Below are 21,394 nucleotides of genomic sequence, written 5' to 3' on the forward strand. Positions count from 1 at the left end.
GCCAGATATAATGTCCCTGGAGAAATCCAGGGTTTTTTTTAATGAATTTTCAATGGGGTGTTTGAAATAAGAAAATAGAGGTATATTATTGGTAAGTAGAATCAGTTGACTCCCTAGGCAAGTATAAAATGTATCGGTTAATAGGAGGTTTTTTTTATGAAGCTTCAGGCTGACATGAAAAATATAATTGTTGGGTGGGAATGTAATGAAGCAGGAATTTATTAAGGTAATACCTACCAAACCCACTGAAATTAAAAAAATGGCGGCTGAAGCGATGGATTTTATTGCTGCCTGCTCAAAATGTACGAAAGATATATTTAGAATAAGGCTTTGTGTTTCGGAGGCCCTGGCCAATAGTTATCTTCATGGCAACCAGGAAATAGAAGATAAAAAAATTACACTGAAGGTTAAAATAGAGTCAAATATAGTAGAAATTGTTATTAAAGATGAAGGTGGCGGTATTCAAAGGGAGCTATGCTACGATTTTCCAGATTGGGAGGAGGAGCATGGCAGAGGAATACCAATACTCATGAGCTACTGTGATGATCTTGACCTGTGCGGAACAAAAGGTGAAGTTAAGCTTGTTTTTAAAATAGCGCACCAATAAAAACAAAACCCAAAATCCAGATCATGATTAAAATAATGCACTGGATTTTGGGTTTTTTTATGCTTTTTTTCTGGGAGTTTAATATTACCTGCTTTTTCCCTAAAATTATATTCCCTTCGATAAAAATTGATGTTATAATAGGCGTCAGGAATAAGTCAAAACTGAGCCATCAGATATCACCTCTAAAGACAGAGAAGTATAGATGGCGACAGAATCAATTATAGGAGGATTACAGGATGACTCAGGCAGTAATAATTGGAATTGCAGGGGGTACCGGCTCGGGTAAAACCACCCTGGCAAGGAGATTAAAAGAGGGCTTCGAGGATGATGTGCTATTACTATGTCAAGACTATTATTACCATTCCTTTAATCATCTTTCCCATGAAGAACGAAAAAAGTTAAATTTTGATCACCCCAATGCCTTTGATACTCAACTGCTGATTGAACAGCTGAAAAGCCTTAAAAATTTTGAAGCCATTAGAAGGCCGGTATATTCCTTTATTGAGCATCTACGTTTAGAGGAAACCGTAGAAGAAGCTCCTAAAAAGGTAATTATCCTTGAGGGGATTTTAATATTTGAAAATCCGGAGCTGGTGGAATTGATGGATATTAAAGTATTTGTAGATACCGATTCAGATATCCGATTTGCCAGAAGATTGATCAGAGACATTCATGATCGGGGCAGAGATATTGATTCAGTGATTAATCAATATTTAAATACTGTAAAGCCCATGCATGAGGCCTTCGTTGAGCCAAGTAAAAAAAAGGCAGATATCATTATTCCCGAGGGAGGAATGAATCATGTGGCCTATTCCATGCTGGTGGACAAGGTGAATAGTATTTTAAACAGTTTTGAAAAATAGCAGGTGTAATAACCAATTCTCTTTGAAAATGAACGCAGTTCTTTTTAAAGAGATTTTTTTTTCGAAAATACTTGCAGAATTGGAAAAGTTATCATATGATTGTAAGTGAATATGATCATATTTTATTTAGGAGGAAATTCTAATTATGGATTTATTACAAGGGGTAAAGGCTCTGGGAGATGAAACCAGGCTTCGGATATTGGCAATTCTCCTGGAAAGGGAATTGTGTGTCTGTGAAATTGAAGAAATATTAGAAATCACCCAGTCCAATGCCTCAAGACATTTAATAAAGCTGACCAACGCTAAGCTGCTAGATAATTTCAAACAAACAAAATATGTATATTATCAATTAAATCAAAAAACCTTAAAGGAATATCCCTTCATTACAGAAGTCATCAAGACAGCAATAGTCAACCTGGAAATTTGTCAGAAGGATCATAAGCGGTTGATGCGCTATTTGGACAGCAAGCTGAATTGTGATGACCTGAGGGATGGAAAAAAATTTTAATGACGTTTTAAAGGAGGTCATTTATGAAACCTAAAGTGGCTTTTATTTGTGTTCATAATTCCTGCAGATCTCAAATGGCTGAAGCACTGGGCAAGCTCTTTGCTTCGGAGGTTTTTGAGTCCTATTCTGCTGGAACAGAGCTGAGAAATCAAATTAATCAAGATGCTGTAAAAACCATTAAAGAACGATATGGTATTGATATGAACAAAGGCCAATTTTCAAAGCTGCTCACTGATCTGCCGGAGGTGGATATTGTTATAAAGATGGGCTGTAATGTGGCCTGTCCCTTTTTGCCATCGAAACATGAAGAGGATTGGGGATTAGAGGACCCCTCTGGTAAGGGGCCCGAGGCATTTACTTATACAGCTAGAACCATTGAGGCAAAAGTGAAGGATTTAGCCAGAAGGATTACAGCAGGGGAGCTGAAACTAAAAAATTAAAGGAGATGTTTATTATGAAAAAAATGTTAATTTATGAGCCAGCCATGTGCTGCCCAACAGGACTCTGTGGAGTAGGGGTTGATCCGGAGCTTCTTAGAATTTCGACAGCTCTAAACACGCTAAAGAAAAAGGGAATCATAATAGAACGATACAATTTATCTAATTCCCCCCAGGAATTCGTCAACAATGAAGAAATAAGCCGCCTGATGGAGGCAGGGGGAGTTGAGATTTTACCTGCCATTGTTGTGGATGGGGAGGTTAAAATTACAAAACGATACCCAACCAATGAGGAAATCATTACATTACTGGATTTATCGCCCGAGGCATTAGTAGAGGAGCAAAAGCTTGATAATAGAGTTAAGATTAAGCCTAAGACAAATGAAGGTTGTGGCTGTAAAGGCGGCTGCTGCTAATGTATAACTTGTTTGACCCTAAAAAAATTCAACTTACAAAATATCTTTTTTTTACAGGGAAGGGGGGCGTAGGCAAGACCTCCACTGCCTGTGCCACGGCCATGACCCTGGCCGATGAAGGGAAAAGGGTGATGTTGATTAGCACTGATCCGGCTTCAAATTTACAGGATGTCTTTGGCATGGAGCTGTCAAATAGAGGAACTTCTATTCCTGAGGTGCCTAATTTGGTGGTAGCTAATCTGGACCCAATTCAAGCAGCGGAAGAATATAAAGAGAGTGTAATTGCACCCTATCGTGGAAAACTTCCCGATTCGGTAATTGCCAATATGGCAGAGCAGCTTTCGGGCTCTTGTACGGTGGAAATTGCTGCCTTCAATGAATTTTCCAATTTTATTGCTGATGAAACCATTCGAAATAACTATGATCATATTATTTTTGATACTGCTCCTACGGGTCACACCCTGCGGATGCTTCAGCTTCCTTCTGCATGGAGTAATTTCATTAGTGAAAATACCCACGGTGCCTCGTGCCTGGGGCAACTTTCAGGATTGGAGGATAAAAAGGAAATTTACCAAAAAGCTGTAAAAACCCTTTCTAATTCTGAGGAAACCACCGTGATTCTCGTTTCCAGGCCGGAAGCAACGCCATTGAAGGAAGCCCAAAGGGCTTCTCAAGAGCTAATTGAAATTGGTGTGTGCAATCAAATTTTGATTATCAATGGACTGTTAATGGAGTGGGACGACCAGGTCTCAAAGAGATTATTTGAGAAGCAGCAACTAGCTTTAAAAGAGATACCTGCTGGCTTGAAGCATATGGTGATATATGGAATTCCCCTTAGGGGCTATAATATAACCGGGCTTGACAGGGTAAGGGCTTTTCTGACCCAGGATCAAATGCCCTTGGATCATGTAGAATTGTCTGTTCAGAAGCTGCCAAAACTTCAAAATATAGTAGAGGATCTTTATCGATCCCACAAAAGAGTAATCTTTACCATGGGGAAGGGGGGCGTTGGAAAGACCACCATTGCTGCTGCCATTGCCCTGGGGTTGGCTAAGAAGGGATTAAAGGTTCATTTGACTACAACTGACCCGGCAGGCCATCTGAACTTCATCATTAATTCTTCTTCAACCATTACATTGAGCCATATCGATGAGGCAGTAGAATTAAGGAAATATCGTGATGAGGTTCTGGCTAAGGCCAGGGAAACCATGTCGGAGGAAGCCCTTGCCTATGTGGAAGAGGATCTTCGCTCACCCTGTACACAGGAAATTGCCGTCTTTAGAGCCTTTGCAGAAATTGTAGAGGCTGCCGATGATCAGGTGGTCGTCATTGATACTGCCCCAACGGGGCATACACTACTGCTTTTGGATTCAACCCAAAGCTATCATCGGGAAATCCAGCGTTCCCAAGGAGACATACCGCTTTCTGTTAAGAAGCTTCTTCCCAGAATCAGTAATCGGGATGAGACCGAGGTGATTATTGTTACGCTGCCAGAAACCACTCCGGTATTTGAAGCCATGAGACTGGAGGATGACTTAAAACGGGCAGGTATCTATAGCAAATGGTGGATAATTAATGGTTCCTTATATGGAGCAGGAAGTACCAATACCGTATTAAGGGCCAGGGCTAATAATGAAATACCATGGATTAATTGGGTGGCCCACCGAACCAATGGCAGCTTTGGCCTTGTGGGCTGGACTCCTGAAGAAGTTAAAGGAGAGCAGTTATATCGACTGTTGGAGCCTTAAGCTATACCTCCGCCTGGCGGAGGTTTGTTTTTGCAATAATTTCTGTTTGACAAAGGACATTGATTTTGTTATTGTATTATATGTATTACAATTTCATAAAAAATCCTCATCTCCAGGGGAGGTGAGGTAGAGGCGCGGTGTTTAAGAGTAGATATACAAGAGGTTGGAAGCCAATGAGGTATATTGAAAGGAACCATCGCCGAAGTGACAGGTACCAAAGCCTGCTGCTGGGTCTGCATCGAAGAGGTGCAGAACTGTCATCAAAATTTTCCACCCAGGATTTTGATGTTGTGCTATCTCAACTAAGGGAAATGGAGGTGTAGGGGTTTTTATTTTTATTGCTAAAATAAAAATCTGACAACACTGTTAGATTTTTTTGTTTTTTGGAAAGATAATTAACTTAGAAAAAGAAGCAACAATTAAAGGGTGAATTGACAACATAAGGAGGATAACGCAATGGAACATGCTTATGGTTGGCTGGCATTGCTGCCGCCAATTATCGCAGTCGTATTGGCTTTACTGACAAAGGAAGTATTGGGTTCATTATTGGTGGGGATTTTTTCAGGGTACTTCATTTATGTAAATTTTGCCCCTCCGGAGGTTTTGGCGAATCTAGCCTCTTCGAATCCCATTATCGGGCCTTTGGTTGAAATGGTCCAGTCTATTATCAATAATGCCGGTGATCCATGGAATATGGCAATTTTATTATTTTTAGCCCTATTGGGGGGCATGGTGGCAGTTGTAACGGCTGCCGGGGGATCTGGAGCCTATGGCGAGTGGGCGGCCAAAAAGGTGAAATCTAGAGGTGGTGCCCAATTGGCCGTGTTTTTACTGGGCTGCATTATCTTTATAGATGATTATTTCAATAGCTTAACTGTGGGAACAGTTATGAGACCCTTAACAGATCGCTATAAAATTTCCAGGGCCAAGCTGGCTTATATATTAGATTCAACAGCGGCCCCTGTGACGATATTGGTACCTATTTCAAGCTGGGTTGCTTACATTATTTCTGTAATGGAGCCGACCCTGAGACAATCGGGTTTCCAGTTGAATGGATTAAGCGGTTTTATGGCCACAGTGCCCTTTAACATATATGCCTGGTTATCTTTATTAATGGTGGTTGTTATTTCCATTACCAGGCTGGAATTTGGCCCGATGGCCCAATTCGAGCAAAGGGCGATGGATCATGGTGAATTACAGGCCGACAGAGATGCCACTGCCCCTGGTGATGACTTTAGCAGTTTAAAAGTCTCGAAAAAGGGAACACCCCTTGATCTGATTATTCCAATTGTTGGGTTGATTCTCTTTACCATTTTGGCTATGCTTTATACAGGAGGCTATTTTGGCGGCGACATAAGCCTGTGGCAAGCCTTTGCTGACACCGATTCGGCCACCTCTTTAGTCTACGGAGGCATAGGAGCATTGATTTTATGTATGGTTTTATTTGTTCCCAGAAAATTAATGACCTATGGAGAATTCATGAATGCCTTTATTCAAGGGGCAAAATCAATGATTCCAGCCTTTTGTATTTTAATTTTAGCCTGGACCTTTGGCTCTGTTTTAAGGGATGATGGCCTGCAAACAGGAACCTTTGTTGCCAGTTTGATTGGCAGTAGGGTGCCGGTTAAGCTACTACCAGCTATTATGTTTATCGTTTCAGGGTTGATTGCCTTTTCTACAGGCACCTCCTGGGGTACCTTTGCCATCATGCTGCCCATTGCTATTCCCATCAGCGGTGGTGTCAATCCTGAAATGATCGGGGTAATGATGGCATCTGTGTTGGCTGGGGCAGTTTTTGGAGACCACTGTTCGCCCATTTCGGATACAACAATTTTGTCATCTACCGGAGCTGCATGCCATCACATTGATCATGTTTCAACCCAGATACCCTATGCTTTAACAGTTGCAGCAGTATCCTTTATAGGTTTTATCATTGCCGGCTTTACTAACAATCCCTTAATTAGCTTGGTTGCGTCTGTAGGTTTGTTGGCAATTACGTTGTTTACCATATCAAAATTTCGATCTAGGGTTACGATTGATTCATAATAAGCTCGACAAAGCCCCATCCAACGGATGGGGCTTTATTGAGCTTTATGTGACTAATACGATTTTACTTCTGTCCAAATACGGTCATATTCTCTGATTGAACCTGCTAAATCCTTAAAGACCTCTGAATTAACTAAATCCTCTTCTTCCGGGTAGGCTGTAGGATCATTAACCAGGTCAGGGTCCAACAGCTTTCTTGCTTCTTGATGGGGAGTAGAATAACCGATGTAATCAGAATTTCTATAGGCTATTTCTGTTTCACACATAAAGTTGATAAAAAGCTCAGCTTCCTTTTTATTATTACTTGTTTTGGGAATGACCATGGCGTCAAACCACAGGTTACTGCCTTCTTCAGGAACAACATACTTCAAATTTTCATTTTCTCTCATCATGTAGATCGCATCACCAGACCAAACCACTGCCAGGGCAGCCTCTTCGTTGATCATTTTATCCTTTACTTCATCGCCAACATAAGCAAGTACCAAGGGTTTTTGTTCAATTAATGCATTCTTGGCAGCCTCCAGCTCATCTACATTTTTTGTATTTAAGGAATAACCCAGCATTTTTAAAGTAATCCCGATGGAGTCTCTTTGGCTGTCAAGCATTAGTATTTGTTTACTGTATTTTTCATCCCAAAGCACTCTCCAACTATCAACGGGCTCTGTTACCATATCTTCATTATATAAAATTCCTACCGTACCCCACATATAGGGAACAGAATATTCATTGTTGATATCGTAATCCAGGTTTTTAAATCGATCATCAATGTATTTGTAATTGGGAACTTTATTAAAGTCAATCTTATGAAGCAATTCTTCATCGATCATCTTCTTAATCATATAGTCTGAAGGAAAGGCAACGTCATAATCACTGCCACCGGCCATAATTTTTACGTACATGTCTTCATTGGTGGCAAAGGTATCATAAATCACTCGAATACCATATTGCTTTTCAAATTCATCAATCACCGATTCGTCTATATAGTCGCCCCAGTTGTACACCTTTAGTGTAACCCGATCGTCCTTACCACAGGCCAGCAGGCTTAGGCTAGAGGCCAATATCAATACAATAAGTAGAAAGCATTTGAATCTTTTCTTCATTTATACATCCTCCTTTATTTTATCCTTTGACATTCTTGTGTTGACAAGTATCAATAGAAGCAGCACGCTGACAAACATCAGGGTGGAAAGGGCATTTATTTTGGGATTAATCCCCCTTCTGGCCATGGAATAGATGGTTATGGACAGATTCGATACCCCTGAACCGGTGGTAAAGAAGCTGATGACAAAATCATCTAATGAGAGGGTAAAGGCCAGCAAAAAACCGGTAATGATGCCCGGCATAATTTCGGGGATAATCACTTTTCTTAAGGCATAGCCGGGGCTTGCCCCTAAATCCAGGGCGGCTTCATAGAGATGCTTATTTAGCTGCTTTAGCTTTGGAAGCACCGATAAAATGACATAAGGAATGTTAAAGGTGATATGGGCTAAAAGCAGAGAAAAAAAGCCTAACTGTATTTGAGCAAATATAAATAAAAGCATAAGGGCAATTCCAGTTACAATATCAGGATTTAGTACGGGTAAATAGGTTAAATTCATTACAATTGCCTTGGGTAGTCGTTTCATATTGTGAATACCAATGGCTGCAGCAGTTCCGATGGCAGTGGCAATAATTGAAGATAATATGGCAATGGCCAGGGTATAATATAAGGCCGACATAATTTGCCTGTCCTGGAAAAGCTCTACATACCATTTAAGGGTGAAACCGTCCCAGCTGCCCCTCGACCTAGAATTGTTAAAGGAGAAGATAATCAATACGACAATAGGGGCGTAGAGGAAAAGGAAGATAAGGGATGTATAAAACTTTTTCAAAAACCGAATCACCATAGGCCACCTCCTTCATTTTCCTTTTCATACTTGGACATGATTCCCATACTAATTAAAATAAGTACAATCATCACTGTAGATATGGCAGAACCAAAATTCCAGTCATTTACAAACAAAAACTGCTGCTCAATTAAATTACCGATTAAAGTAAATTGTCCGCCTCCCAATAGCCTTGAAATGACAAAGGTTGTTACCGCAGGCATAAAGACCATGGTTATTCCCGATAAGACCCCCGGCAGGCTTAGGGGAAAAATAATTTTCTTAAAGATTGTAAAACTATTAGCACCTAAATCCTCGGCAGCCTCCAGCAGGCTTTTGTCAATCTTGGTTAAAACCGAATGAATTGGCAGCACCATGAAGGGGAGAAAGTTATAAACCATTCCCAATATAACGGCCTGTTCATTATACATCAGATTTAAAGTAGGCAGCTTTAATAGATTTAACAGGGTATTAATTAAACCTCTGTTTTCTAGTAAAGTTAGCCAGGCATAGGTACGTAGCAGAAAATTCATCCACATTGGAATAACAAACAATAAAACTAATAGATTTCTTCTTTTCAAGTCACGGCTGGCTAAAATCATAGCCATTGGGTAGCCCAGTAAAAGGCAAATAATGGTACTGATCAAAGCTAAACGAATTGACCGCCATAGCACCATCAGGTAGACAGGCTCAAAAAAACGTTTAAAATTCTCTAAAGAAAATTGAATTCCAGTTTCGCCTGAAACGGTAAAGCTGAAGTAAAGTATCAGCAAAAGTGGAAAAACAATAAAGATACTCATCCATATAATGTAAGGAAAGGAAATCCACCGCCGATTCATGAGGCCTTCACCTTCCTCATAATATGAATATCATTGGGTAGTATTTTCAAGCCAACCTTGGTATTGACTGGCTCCATCAAAGTACTATGGATAACCCAGTCTATTCCGTCAGCTGCCACCACCATTTCATAATGAACTCCTTTAAAAGTGACTGAGCGAACTTCTCCCACCAGCATACCGGCCTCAGCGCTGACCAATTGAATGTCCTCAGGACGAATAACAATATCGACAGGGGTATTGTCGCCAAAGCCCTTGTCAACACAGTCAAAGGCTTTTCCTGCAAATTCTGCCCGATAGTCTGTAATCATTTTTCCGCTGATGATATTGCTGTCACCGATAAAATCGGCTACAAAGGCATTTTTAGGTTCATTATAAATATCCTCGGGGGTGCCAATTTGCTGAATGGTTCCGTTACGCATTACCACCACCGTATCAGACATAGTTAAGGCTTCTTCTTGATCATGGGTTACGTAAATAAATGTAATACCCAGCTTTTGCTGTATATTTTTCAGTTCAATCTGCATATCCTTCCGCAGCTTAAGGTCTAAGGCTCCCAAGGGTTCGTCCAATAATAGCACCTCGGGCTCGTTGACAAGGGCCCTGGCAATGGCAATTCTTTGCTGCTGGCCACCACTAAGGGAGTCTATGGATCTATTTTCAAACCCTGTCAAATTCACTAGGGACAACATTTCTTTAACCTTTTTTTGAATTGTCTGCTTATCCATCTTTTTTATATTTAAGCCAAAGGCGATATTTTCAGCCACATTCATATGAGGAAACAGGGCATACTTCTGAAATACTGTGTTTACCCTGCGGCGATAGGGCGGCAGATCATTAATATTGCTGCCTTCAAATAAAATGCGCCCTTCAGAGGGATACTCAAACCCGCCGATAATACGTAATGTGGTGGTTTTACCACATCCACTGGGGCCCAAGAGGGTGAGAAATTCATTTTTTCGAATATAAAGATTAATATTTTTGAGTGCTTCGTTACCGTCGTATCGCTTTGAAATGTCGATCAATTCAATAATTGATTCAGCCATTTTTGCATCCCCCCATCATCATTTATTTCAAATTTCATATCTTTTGAACCTCAAAAAAGACATTTTAAAAAGCCCTACTAAAAGATTCCAAATACAATCATAACAACGATTATTCAAAATGAAAAAGTGAGCTTTAGTTTTCAATGAGTAAACTTTATGTTTAGTTTTATTAAACAAGCAATATATTAGTAATATCATATTACAGAACCAAAGTCAATAATGAAGCCTTAATTTTTCAAAGGTAAAGTAAAAAAAATATATTTTTTGTAGTTTTATTGGTTATTGGCGAAATAAATGTAGAATATATGTTGAAATAAAATCATGAAAAGTTGATTAGGGTGTGTCTGAATAATCCGAAGGGTGCAGATTTTACTGAATTTTTGTTCCAAGCAAGGCGCTTTTTTGAAGACATACCAGGAGTACGTCAAGGAAAAGCAACGCTGCGTGGGACAAAAAAGCGGTTGAAAGATGCCCTTGAGTGGGTTTTCAGGCACGCCCTAATACAATGCTTAGATAAAAAGATAATGAAAGCATTAGAATTAAATTCAACTTGTAAATATAGGAAATTATCAGTATACTTTTACTAAAGAATGTACTGATAAGTATCAAATCTAAACAAGATATAGGAGGAGGATATAATTGAAAAGAATCAGCTCAGCGGCTTTCATCACTCGTACTGGTATTTTACTGGGGTTAGCTTTAATTTTTCAAATTGGTTTTCGGGCCTTTGCCCAACCCTTAGTGGGGCCCTTGGTGAATTTCGTATTGCTTTTTAGTGCCATTACTGTTGGTACAACTTCAGGTATTATAATCGGAATTGTTACCCCTCTCATCGCTTTTTTTGCCGGTATTACGCCCCTCATGCCTGTTGTGCCCTTTATTATGCTAGGAAATGCTTCTTTGGTCATTAGCTTTAATTATGTAAGAAAGAGGCTTTCATGGTATCCTGAATATATTGGGGTGGTGGTGGCTGCCCTTGTTAAATTTGCAGTGCTGGCTTTCTCGGTGAGATACCTGGTGATTTTGTTTGTTCCCAGGGTTCCTCCGGCATTAATTGCAGCCCTTTCATTGCCTCAACTGTATACAGCATTGATTGGGGGAATTCTAGCAATTGTTCTGTCTAAAATGGTCTATCGTGCTTTAAGGCATGACGGTGTTAACTCATAATGAAAAGAATGAAAAAAGATGTCAATACCTGCTGACATCTTTTTGTTTTCCTACCCTTGGATAAAAACTGTTTTAAATGTTATAATATGATATTGTTAAAAGGGAGGCGATTTTTAAATGAGTTTCACCTCGGGAAAAGGCTGTGAGCAGCTAATACCATTAAATGAGAGAAAATCCTTGAAGGATATAGAAAAAAGTTTAATTACAACCTATCGAAGGGATATATGGGCAAAATTTATTAAGGCGATTAAAGAATATAACCTGATAGAGCCAGGGGATAAAATCGCTGTGGCAATTTCAGGTGGTAAGGATAGTATGCTGATGGCGAAGCTTTTTCAAGAGTTAAAGTGCCATGGGGAGGATAATTTTGAACTGGCCTTTATCGGCATGGACCCGGGCTATCATGAAAGCATCAGAAGGCTGCTGCTTGAAAATTGCCAATATTTAGAGATACCTATTGAGCTTTTTGACTCAGGAATTTTTCAGATTGTCGATGACATGGCTAGGGACTACCCTTGCTTTTTATGTGCTAAAATGAGAAGAGGGGCCCTTTATCAAAAGGCAAAGGAGCTGGGCTGTAATAAATTGGCCCTTGGGCATCACTTTAATGACGTAATCGAAACTACTTTATTAAATCTGTTTTACACAGGTACCTTTAAGACAATGCTACCCAAGCTGAAGTCCAGTAACTTTAAAAATATGGAGCTTATTCGACCGCTGTACCATATTGAGGAGGCTTCAATTGAAGACTTTACTCAACAAAGTGGTATTTGGCCCCTAAATTGCGCCTGTATGGTGGCTGCAAAAAAAATTGGCAGCAAACGACATGAAATCAAGTCTTTAATAACGGAGTTAAAGCAAAATTTCCCCAATATAGACAAGTTGATCTTCCGGGCAGCGCAAAATGTCAATATGGACTGTATTTTAGGCTGGCAAAAGGATGGAGTACATCATTCCTACCTGGATTCCTATAAAAAATAGACCTGTAAGGGGTCTATTTTACTTGAAATACTGATTGTCACCATTCCATATGTTTTGGGCCTTCCATAACTGGTAATAATTATATATAGAATTTTTTAGTCTTTAATCGCTACTTTATAAAAATGAACTATAATAATTTTGAAATTCTCTCTAATTCACTATGCATTTCTTCAATATGGTGTTTAATTTGTTTTTTAGAATCATTACAGGAGTTATCCTGCTGAAGGGCCAGTATTGCAGCAATAAATGCCAGGAAATCACCAAATAACGTAAAAAATGCAGCGATTACTGCCAGCTTAGCAAGATCGATTCCGGAATCATCACAGGATTTACTGAAGGCGTCTATTAAGAACCTCATACATTCACTCCTATCCACCGGCAGATTAGTTCTTTAAAAAAAGCACTAATTGACTACTTTTTATACAGTATATTCATCACAATGGGGGAGTGAAACTGAAATTATAATAATAAGTTTAACTTTTAGCTGCTAAAGGGAAAATCAAATCATAATAAAAAGCCTAAATTACAGTAAGTAACTTAAGCTTTCCGTCTGGTGCGAGGGATGGGAGTCGAACCCACACAGGCTTAGCGCCCATAAGAGCCTGAATCTTACGCGTCTGCCAATTCCGCCACCCTCGCATTTATTTAATTACATATTATATTATAACAGCAAAAAAAATTTTTTAAAGTCTTTTTTAAAAATTTTTTATTATCCTAGGAAAGTGCTACTTATTTTGTAATTAAATTCAAGAGAACTTTCCGTGATTATATTGCTGGGATTCAAAAAAGAAAGTTGACTCAATTTTTCTTGTTTTTTAAAATCAAATAGTTTATGATATAATATTAAATAATATTTTCATAATTTAAATGCTATATTTGTTTTTATTTAATCTTAATTAATTTTGACTATAGAGGATGATTACTATGAAAAAATGTTCTATATGTAATAAAAACATTGCAGTTGTATTCGCTTCTAAAATTGAAGGCGGAAAAACAGAAATGAAGGGAATTTGTATTGAGTGTGCCAAAAAAATGGGACTGCCGGTGATTGATCAGATTATGGAGCAGACTGGCATGACCCCAGAAGAAATAGAGCTGTTTTCTGATCAGATGAATGATGCTTTGGAACAATTTGATATTCAAGAGGACGATCCGCAAGATAATCAATTTATGAAATTACTAAATGGAGTTTTTTCAGATAATCAATTGAAGGACAATGTTATTAATGAAGAAAAGCCTTCGAAGCCGGTAGATAATGAGAAAGGAAAGGATGAAGGTAAAAAGGTTAAGAAAACCAAGAAAAAATACCTTGATACCTATGGAACCAATTTAACCGATAAGGCCCTTAAAAATCAGGTAGATAAAATTATTGGCAGACACCGGGAAATTGATCGAGTTGTACAGATTCTCAACAGAAGGAATAAAAATAACCCTATTTTAATAGGTGAGCCTGGGGTGGGTAAAACAGCCATTGCCGAAGGCTTGGCCGTTAGAATTGTGGAAAGACAAGTACCGGCAAAGCTGTTTAATGCTGAAATCTATCTTTTGGATTTGACAGCTATTGTTGCCGGTACCCAATTTCGGGGGCAATTTGAAGGAAGAATGAAGTCCATTATACAAGAGGCACAGGAATGTGGTAACGTCATTCTGGTGATTGATGAAGTTCACAATATTATGGGGGCTGGAGAGGTTCATGGTGGCGTAATGAATGCCGCAAATATTTTAAAGCCTGCCTTGGCCAGGGGAGAAATACAGGTAATTGGGGCCACCACCTTGGAGGAGTATCGTAAACATATTGAAAAGGATTCAGCTCTGGAAAGAAGGTTTCAACCGGTAATGGTGGATGAACCGACAATTCAGGAGACAATCGAAATACTCAAGGGTATAAAAAATTATTATGAGGAATACCATCGAGTTGAAATTAATGATGATGTATTAGAGGCCGCTGCGTATTTATCGGAACGATATATTACCGATCGTTATTTGCCCGATAAGGCCATAGATGTAATTGATGAAGCCGGAGCCAGGGCAAACTTAAAGAACCAGGGATTAGTTGAGCTGGAAGCCCTGAGGGAGGAATTGACCGATATTCAGACTAAGGCCGTTCATGCCGCCGACAGACAGGATTTTGAACGGGCAGCAGAGTATAAGGTGGAGGAATGCAGGCTGAAAGAAAAAATTGATTTGTTGGAGATGGAAAGCAGTCAGGTGAAAATATCGATAGAAGACATTGCCTATGTTATTGAATCGTGGACTAAAATTCCGGTACAACAAATTACTGAAGCGGAAGCTGAAAAGCTGTTGAATCTTGAGGAACGCCTTCATAGCCGGGTTATCGGGCAGGAGGAAGCAATAAAAAGTATTGCCAAGACAATTCGCCGTAATCGTTCAGGCTTTCGAAAGAGAAAAAAACCTGCCTCCTTTATTTTTGTAGGACCTACAGGAGTGGGTAAAACCGAATTGGTTAGGGCCTTGGCGGAAGAGCTGTTTGGTAATGAAGAGGCCTTGATTAGAATTGATATGTCAGAATATATGGAAAAGCATACGGTTTCCAAGCTAATTGGGGCACCCCCGGGATATGTAGGCTACGATCAAGGGGGGCAATTGACAGAAAAGGTTAGAAGAAGGCCCTATTCTGTAATTTTATTGGACGAAATCGAAAAGGCCCATCCCGATGTATTTAATATGTTGCTGCAAATATTGGAGGATGGCCGCCTGACTGATAATCAAGGCAAAACCACCCACTTTGAAAATACAGTGATTATTATGACCTCCAATGCCGGAAGCCATTTGAAGTCAATTGCCATGGGCTTTGGAAGAGATGGTTATGGTCTGTTGGAGGAAAAAATTAAAGATGCCTTGAAGGAGATCTTTAGACCGGAATTTTTAAATCGTGTGGATGAAACAATTGTATTTACAAAGCTATCAAAATCTGATTTAAGAAAAATTGTTGACTTAATGTTAAATGAAGTAAAGGAAGAGGCCCGAGAAAAAGAAATTACTATTGATGTATCAGAAGAGGCAAAGGAGTTTATCTTAGAAAAGGGTTATGATGAGCAATATGGGGCCCGTCCTTTAAGAAGAACCATCCAAAGGCTGATTGAGGATGAAATTGCCGAGGCTTATTTGAAGAAACAGTATGGTAAGGGAAGCCATATTAATATCACGATAGAGAAGGGGAAAATACAACTGAATTAGGTCTTCAGCAGGAAGGGAACCTCAGGGCAAATACCTAACGGGTTCTCTTCTCATGTCATGGTATAGAAGGTATTGTCATTAATCATGGCAATTCCACCAAGATACATGATTTTTCAATGAAGGAATCTGCAATAAAATGTCGAAATAATTTCTATCATGCTGCCCGATTTTTAATTTATCAAATCCTTAGGTTGGGTAGAAATAGTAGATAATAGATAAAAATTTTATTGGAGATGAAGCCATGGAAAAATTTGAAGTGGATTTAAATGAATTGTTGATGACCTTTTCTTTAATGCTGGATGTGGCAGAAAATAAACCCTTTCAGCATGCAAAAAAAGTAGCCTATATTTCATCACTGATCATTAAAAAAATGGGAATTGAAGAAGATTTGGAGAAGGTAATTCAGGCTGCTATTTTACACGATATAGGTGTGATTCCGGCCATATTCAGACAGGGGAACGGAGCCTTTGTTAAAGCCGAGCAATCCTTTTCAAAGGAGCAGGAGCATCATGCCACCACAGGCTGGGAAATTGCCAAGGAATTACCCATTAATAAGGAAATTCCCGAGATTATAAAGTTTCATCACGAGCGCTACGACGGTACAGGGCCCTACGGAATGCAACAGCAGGAGATACCCTTTTTGTCCCAGGTAATTTCATTGGCAGATCAATTTGAATTAAAATTTGACCCGAAGCGTGATTCTCTAGCTTATCGAAAAGAAATAACCGATTGGTTGGAGCATGAAAAACGTAAGGGGTTTCAGGATGAGGTTGTAGATACACTCTTAAGGGTCCTTGAGAAGGATCGGGTCTGGTTTGATTTGGGAACCTTTGATATAGGAAGCATTTTAAAGGATATAACCCCTTCTAGAATGATTAAAATTGATATGATGGGTCTGGAAAAAATCGCAAAGGCCTTTGCCATTATTGTTGACAAAAAGAGCAGCTTTACCCATCAGCATTCCTTACAGGTCAGTGAAAAGGCCTATCGTATGGCTCAGCAAATGAAATATAATGGGCTTAAAATACAGAAAATGAAGGTGGCCGGTTATCTTCATGACTTAGGAAAATTAGTGGTGCCCAACGAAATATTAGATAAGCCCGGCAGATTGACCCAGGAGGAAATGGTTTTAATTAGAAAGCACCCCTATTATTCTAAATATATTTTAAAACAGGTAAAGGGTTTTGAAGATATTGCGGAATGGGCAAGTAATCATCATGAAAACCTGTTAGGAACGGGCTATCCCGAAGGACTTTCGGGGGAACAATTATCGGAGGAAAGTCAAATAATCGCCCTGTGCGATATTCATCAGGCCCTTGTGGAAGATCGGATATATCGTAAGGGCATGACCCAGCAGGAAGCCCTTGCCATCATTAAAAAATTAATTGAGAAGGGCTGCTATCACGAATATATTTTTAAGGAATTTTTACATATTCTATAGTTTAATATTGAATTTCCGTTAAATTTGTTCTACAGTAGTATATAGATGATATTTTTATAATACACAAGGCTTTACTCATTTTAACAAATCATCCTTTAGTTGAGCTATGGTTTTGTAAACGATTTCGGTTTTGTAATATTAAGGCTTTAAGATAAAAGGGTTTAGATAATATTCTTAGTGTGCTAAGATAAAATATAAGAAAAGGAACCCATGAAAGGGGCGTTATTAATAGATGAGTGATATAGTTCAATCGGTAGATCGGGCTTTATCCATTATGGAAGTGTTGTCAGACTATAGCGAAGGACTTGGGATTACTGAAATTAGTTCTAGGATTAATTTGCATAAAAGTACCGTCCATAGATTACTGGCTACTTTAATTCATATGGGTTATGTGGTTCAGGACCCGATATCTAATAAGTATCAAATTACTTTAAAGCTCTTTGAGCTGGGAAATAAGCGATTGGAAAGTATGGATTTATTTACCGTTGCAAAGCCTTTCCTTAAAGAGCTTATGGCAAAGACCAATGAAGTAATTCACTTGGTTATTCGGGATGGAAATGAAATTGTGTACATTGACAAGGTTGAATCAAATAACACAATACGAATGGTATCAAGAATTGGAAAAAGAAGCCCGATGTATTGTACTGCTGTTGGAAAGGCTATTTTGGCACAGCTCCCGGAAGAGGAAGCTAAGAAAGTGTGGAACAATACCAATATTGTAGAATTTACAAAATACACTATTACAGAATGGGATCATATGAAGAAGGAGCTGTCGTTGATTCGACAAAATGGTTATGCTGTCGATGAACAGGAAAATGAATTGGGTGTACGGTGTGTTGGGGCCGTCATACTGAATCATTCTGGGGAGGTAGCAGGGGCGATTAGTATTTCAGGACCTGCCATTAGAGTAAAGAAGGAATTAATCAGTGAGTTTTCAGAGTTATTGATATATTATTGTCAGATGATTTCTAAAGAGCTTGGTTACAGAGGGTAAATGTAATCAAGCTTTTTATTTTACCCATTTTTAAAGGAGATATGTATTAATATAAAAATTTTTTGAAATTATGAGAAAAAAAACGAAAATGAAAGTATATGTAAAAAAATACTACGATAATTCCTTATAAGGGCCTTCTGAAGTTTTGTTTTACAGAACGTTATTTCGTATAATGAAACTATAGTTTGTATTCTGAAACAGAAAAAAAGGAGGGCTCTGTTTGATTCCTAAAATTCAAACACTAAAAAGAATAACAGATACTGGCGTTGTAGCAGTAGTTAGGGCAGAAAATTCAGATATGGCAGAGAAAATTGCTAAAGCTTGTATTGATGGCGGCGTACCAGCCATTGAAATAACATTTACGGTTCCTGGTGCAGCGGAAGTAATTGCTTCATTAAAGAGAACTTTTACTTCAGCAGAGTTAATTGTTGGAGCAGGAACAGTGCTAGACAGTGAAACTGCTAGGATTGCAATTTTAGCGGGAGCAGAATATATCGTCAGTCCATCTTTTGATCTGGAAACTGCGAAATTATGCAATCGTTATCAAATTCCCTACATGCCGGGCTGTATGACAATTACTGAAATTGTAAAGGCCATGGAGGCAGGTGCTGATGTAATTAAGGTGTTTCCAGGCAGTGTTTATGGCCCTAATGTGATCAAGGCAATTAAAGGTCCCATTCCCCAGGCGGTACTGATGCCTACAGGTGGTGTCAATATTGAAAATGTTTCTGAATGGATCAAGAATGGTTGTATTGCCGTTGGAGTTGGAGGAGAGTTAACTGCTGGGGCAAAAACAGGAAACTACGAATTAATTACTGAAACAGCAAAGGCTTTTGTCAATAAAGTTAAAGAAGCGAGAGCATAAGATTAGTACCCTGTCACAACTAAAGATTAGTTTATTCTACCAGGAAAATTTTCATAGAGTAGGTCCAAGAAATAGAATAACCTAAAATTTAATTGCGATGGGGTATTAGATAAGAACCAACAGACAAAGGAGCGAGAATATGGCTGAAGTAGTACTAAAGAGAGTAGAAAAAGAATATCCAAATGGCTTTAAAGCGGTTCATGGTATTGATTTACAGGTTAAAGATGGAGAATTCATGGTTTTTGTCGGCCCTTCAGGCTGTTCTAAATCAACAACCCTGAGGATGATTGCCGGACTGGAGGATATCACAGGAGGCGAAATCTGGATTGGTGACAACTGTGTAAATGAACTTCCTCCAAAGGATCGGGGAATTGCAATGGTATTTCAAAATTATGCCCTGTATCCCCATATGACAGTTTACGACAATATGGCCTTTGGTTTAAAATTTCAAAAAACACCTAAGGATGAAATTGACCGAAGGGTTAAAGAAGCAGCTGAGAAATTAGAAATTACAGATTTATTAGATAGAAAGCCCAAGGAAATGTCAGGTGGGCAAAGACAACGGGTTGCAGTTGGTCGTGCGATTGTAAGAAAGCCAGAGGTTTTTCTTTTCGATGAACCATTATCTAACTTAGATGCGAAGCTAAGGGTTTCCATGAGGGTACGGATTAATCAGCTTCATCAGCAGCTTAAGGCAGAGGGCCAGCCAGCCACTATGATTTACGTTACCCACGATCAGGTTGAGGCCATGACAATGGGAGATCGAATATGTGTCTTGAAGCTAGGGCGAATTATGCAGGTGGATACACCATTAAACCTATATAATAAGCCTGCTAACAAATTTGTTGCCGGATTTATCGGTGCACCTGCCATGAATATTGTCGAATCAGAGCTGATTAATGTTGATGGAAAGGTGGTAGTCAGGATTGGCGATGTAAATCTTGAGCTTCCTGCAGAGAAGGCCAATCGGGTTAAGAATTACTTAGGTAAAAAGGTGTGGTTTGGTATCAGACCAGAACATATTAAGTCCCATGAAACCAATCCCGATGAAGCAGGAAATTATATTATAGGAACCGTATCGGTCAGAGAGCAGATGGGAAATGAAGAATACCTTTATTTTGAAATGGGCGGTAATCAGTATATTTCTCGCTTAAATCCTGAAAAAATCAAAGGGGCAGCCCTGAGGGAGCAATATAAATTCTGGGTTGACATGAATAAATGTCATCTGTTTGACTTTGAAAGTGAAGAAAACATTTCTCTATAAAAAAGCATAAGGAGTTAAAGGGATGAGTATAGAAAAGTTTATAACTGGCTATTTAAAGAATTACCAGCGTTACAAGGAAAGATGGAACTATGAAGATGGTTGTGTCTATAAGGGTGCCTTGGACCTGTATCGTGTTACCCAAGATGAAAATTACCTTAGCTTTGTGGTTGATCAGTTAAAGTTTTTTATTAAGGATGATGGAAGTATTCACAATTACCAACAGGATGAGTTTAATATCGACAACATTAATGCAGGAAAGGTACTATTTGATCTACATGATTTGACAGGAGAAGATAAGTACCACAAAGCCGCTGTTCAGCTAAGGGAGCAATTGGAAAAGCACCCCCGTACCAATGAGAAGAATTTCTGGCATAAGCAAATCTATCCTAATCAGGTTTGGCTAGATGGGCTCTATATGGCAATGCCCTTCTATGCAAAATTTGAAAAGGTTTTCAATCATTCCAAGGGTTTTGAAGACATTCATGGCCAATTTTTAAATGTAAGGCGCAGAATTTGGGATGAAGAAAAGAAGCTTTACTATCATGGCTATGATGAAAGCAGGAAAGAACGGTGGAGTCATCCGGAAACAGGCCTGTCAAGGAATTTTTGGGGCAGAGCCATGGGATGGTTTATTATGGCCATGGTTGATACCCTTGAAATTATTTATGCCAACGATACCTTTACTCAGGATTTGCTGACTATGTTCAGGGAGGCCATTGAAGGGCTGTTAAGGTACCAGGATGAAACCAGCGGTATGTGGTATCAGGTGATCGATGCCGGCAGCCGAGAAGGTAATTATTTAGAAACCTCCGGAACCCTTATGATTGCCTATGGTATTTTAAAGGGAGTCAGGCTGGGATATCTGCCCCAGGAGCTTAAGGCCAGGGGAATAAAGGCCTTTGAAGGTACTGTAGAAAAATATTTGGATACGGAGAAAAATCAGTTAAACGGAATATGTGGCGTAGCTGGTCTAGGAAATGTACCCTATCGAGATGGCAGCTATGAATATTATATCTCAGAAAAAGCAGTTCCAAATGACCCTAAAGGAACAGGCAGCTTCATGATGGCTTATAGTGAATACTTAAGATAAATTAGAAGCAGAGGGGGACACA

The 21,394-nt window shown here is 39.2% G+C and carries 20 protein-coding genes, 1 tRNA gene and 1 riboswitch; of the genes, 15 read left to right on the plus strand and 6 right to left on the minus strand.

The genetic code is table 11. The features are described 5' to 3' along the window. The first annotated feature begins 205 nt into the window (after positions 1-205). The 7 genes from ACYQ1I_RS15190 to ACYQ1I_RS15220 all read left to right on the plus strand — a co-directional run bounded on the left by ACYQ1I_RS15190 (position 206) and on the right by ACYQ1I_RS15220 (position 6,625). Positions 206-607, plus strand: a complete 402-nt coding sequence (locus ACYQ1I_RS15190) for an ATP-binding protein (RefSeq protein WP_459766814.1) — start codon at positions 206-208, stop codon at positions 605-607. A gap of 236 nt (positions 608-843) precedes the next feature. Further along, positions 844-1,470 (plus strand): uridine kinase, encoded by a 627-nt coding sequence (gene udk / locus ACYQ1I_RS15195; protein WP_459766817.1) that lies wholly within the window; start codon positions 844-846, stop codon positions 1,468-1,470. Positions 1,471-1,615: 145 nt separating this feature from the next. Beyond that, positions 1,616-1,978, plus strand: coding sequence for an ArsR/SmtB family transcription factor (locus tag ACYQ1I_RS15200; RefSeq protein WP_459766819.1), 363 nt, complete (start codon positions 1,616-1,618; stop codon positions 1,976-1,978). A 23-nt stretch (positions 1,979-2,001) separates the two neighbouring features. Then, positions 2,002-2,418 carry an arsenate reductase ArsC gene (locus tag ACYQ1I_RS15205; RefSeq protein WP_459766821.1) on the plus strand — a complete coding sequence of 139 codons (417 nt, stop codon included), beginning with the start codon at positions 2,002-2,004 and terminating at the stop codon, positions 2,416-2,418. A 14-nt stretch (positions 2,419-2,432) separates the two neighbouring features. After that, positions 2,433-2,831: an arsenite efflux transporter metallochaperone ArsD gene (arsD, locus tag ACYQ1I_RS15210; protein ID WP_459766823.1), complete on the plus strand. Its 399-nt coding sequence runs from the start codon at positions 2,433-2,435 to the stop codon at positions 2,829-2,831. Continuing rightward, positions 2,831-4,579, plus strand: coding sequence for an arsenical pump-driving ATPase (gene arsA, locus ACYQ1I_RS15215; protein WP_459766825.1), 1,749 nt, complete (start codon positions 2,831-2,833; stop codon positions 4,577-4,579). Before arsD ends, arsA begins: the two co-directional genes overlap by 1 nt. Positions 4,580-4,698: 119 nt before the next feature. Further along, positions 4,699-4,883: riboswitch (Lysine riboswitch) on the plus strand. Between the two features lie 152 nt (positions 4,884-5,035). After that, the gene (locus ACYQ1I_RS15220) at positions 5,036-6,625 is read left to right on the plus strand and encodes a Na+/H+ antiporter NhaC family protein (RefSeq protein WP_459766827.1); all 1,590 of its coding nucleotides are present in this window, start codon (positions 5,036-5,038) and stop codon (positions 6,623-6,625) included. Positions 6,626-6,678: 53 nt separating this feature from the next. On the opposite strand, the gene ACYQ1I_RS15225 is transcribed toward ACYQ1I_RS15220, so the two are convergent. From ACYQ1I_RS15225 to potA, 4 genes are read right to left on the minus strand one after another with little or no spacing between them, the layout of a single operon-like run. After that, positions 6,679-7,725, minus strand: coding sequence for an ABC transporter substrate-binding protein (locus tag ACYQ1I_RS15225; protein ID WP_459766829.1), 1,047 nt, complete (start codon positions 7,723-7,725; stop codon positions 6,679-6,681). Further along, positions 7,726-8,511 (minus strand): ABC transporter permease, encoded by a 786-nt coding sequence (locus ACYQ1I_RS15230; RefSeq protein ID WP_459766831.1) that lies wholly within the window; start codon positions 8,509-8,511, stop codon positions 7,726-7,728. It abuts the gene before it with no gap. Beyond that, complete coding sequence (locus tag ACYQ1I_RS15235) at positions 8,505-9,329, minus strand: ABC transporter permease (protein WP_459766833.1); 825 nt, start codon at positions 9,327-9,329, stop codon at positions 8,505-8,507. Before ACYQ1I_RS15235 ends, ACYQ1I_RS15230 begins: the two co-directional genes overlap by 7 nt. After that, positions 9,326-10,372: a spermidine/putrescine ABC transporter ATP-binding protein gene (potA, locus tag ACYQ1I_RS15240; protein ID WP_459766835.1), complete on the minus strand. Its 1,047-nt coding sequence runs from the start codon at positions 10,370-10,372 to the stop codon at positions 9,326-9,328. Before potA ends, ACYQ1I_RS15235 begins: the two co-directional genes overlap by 4 nt. 639 nt (positions 10,373-11,011) lie before the next feature. Here potA and ACYQ1I_RS15245 point away from each other — a divergent pair. After that, positions 11,012-11,539 (plus strand): ECF transporter S component, encoded by a 528-nt coding sequence (locus ACYQ1I_RS15245; protein ID WP_459766837.1) that lies wholly within the window; start codon positions 11,012-11,014, stop codon positions 11,537-11,539. 117 nt (positions 11,540-11,656) lie between these two features. Beyond that, complete coding sequence (locus ACYQ1I_RS15250) at positions 11,657-12,520, plus strand: tRNA 2-thiocytidine biosynthesis TtcA family protein (RefSeq protein ID WP_459766839.1); 864 nt, start codon at positions 11,657-11,659, stop codon at positions 12,518-12,520. Positions 12,521-12,647: 127 nt separating this feature from the next. Here the strand turns inward: ACYQ1I_RS15250 and ACYQ1I_RS15255 are convergent, their stop codons facing one another. Then, the gene (locus ACYQ1I_RS15255) at positions 12,648-12,878 is read right to left on the minus strand and encodes a hypothetical protein (protein WP_459766841.1); all 231 of its coding nucleotides are present in this window, start codon (positions 12,876-12,878) and stop codon (positions 12,648-12,650) included. Between the two features lie 193 nt (positions 12,879-13,071). Beyond that, positions 13,072-13,159: transfer RNA gene (locus tag ACYQ1I_RS15260), tRNA-Leu, on the minus strand. Between the two features lie 285 nt (positions 13,160-13,444). On the opposite strand from ACYQ1I_RS15260, the gene ACYQ1I_RS15265 reads away from it, so the two are divergent. The 6 genes from ACYQ1I_RS15265 to ACYQ1I_RS15290 all read left to right on the plus strand — a co-directional run bounded on the left by ACYQ1I_RS15265 (position 13,445) and on the right by ACYQ1I_RS15290 (position 21,372). Next, positions 13,445-15,718: an ATP-dependent Clp protease ATP-binding subunit gene (locus ACYQ1I_RS15265; RefSeq protein ID WP_459766842.1), complete on the plus strand. Its 2,274-nt coding sequence runs from the start codon at positions 13,445-13,447 to the stop codon at positions 15,716-15,718. 241 nt (positions 15,719-15,959) lie between these two features. After that, entirely contained in the window at positions 15,960-17,159 is a 1,200-nt protein-coding gene (locus tag ACYQ1I_RS15270; protein ID WP_459766844.1) for an HD-GYP domain-containing protein, read from the plus strand. Positions 17,160-17,391: 232 nt separating this feature from the next. After that, complete coding sequence (locus tag ACYQ1I_RS15275; RefSeq protein ID WP_459766846.1) at positions 17,392-18,153, plus strand: IclR family transcriptional regulator; 762 nt, start codon at positions 17,392-17,394, stop codon at positions 18,151-18,153. A 220-nt stretch (positions 18,154-18,373) separates the two neighbouring features. Then, positions 18,374-19,018 carry a bifunctional 2-keto-4-hydroxyglutarate aldolase/2-keto-3-deoxy-6-phosphogluconate aldolase gene (locus tag ACYQ1I_RS15280; RefSeq protein ID WP_459766848.1) on the plus strand — a complete coding sequence of 215 codons (645 nt, stop codon included), beginning with the start codon at positions 18,374-18,376 and terminating at the stop codon, positions 19,016-19,018. A 139-nt stretch (positions 19,019-19,157) separates the two neighbouring features. Continuing rightward, positions 19,158-20,282, plus strand: coding sequence for an ABC transporter ATP-binding protein (locus ACYQ1I_RS15285; protein ID WP_459766850.1), 1,125 nt, complete (start codon positions 19,158-19,160; stop codon positions 20,280-20,282). A 22-nt stretch (positions 20,283-20,304) separates the two neighbouring features. Beyond that, positions 20,305-21,372, plus strand: a complete 1,068-nt coding sequence (locus ACYQ1I_RS15290; protein ID WP_459766852.1) for a glycoside hydrolase family 88/105 protein — start codon at positions 20,305-20,307, stop codon at positions 21,370-21,372. Positions 21,373-21,394 lie beyond the last annotated feature (22 nt).

Source organism: Alkaliphilus crotonatoxidans (assembly GCF_054658015.1).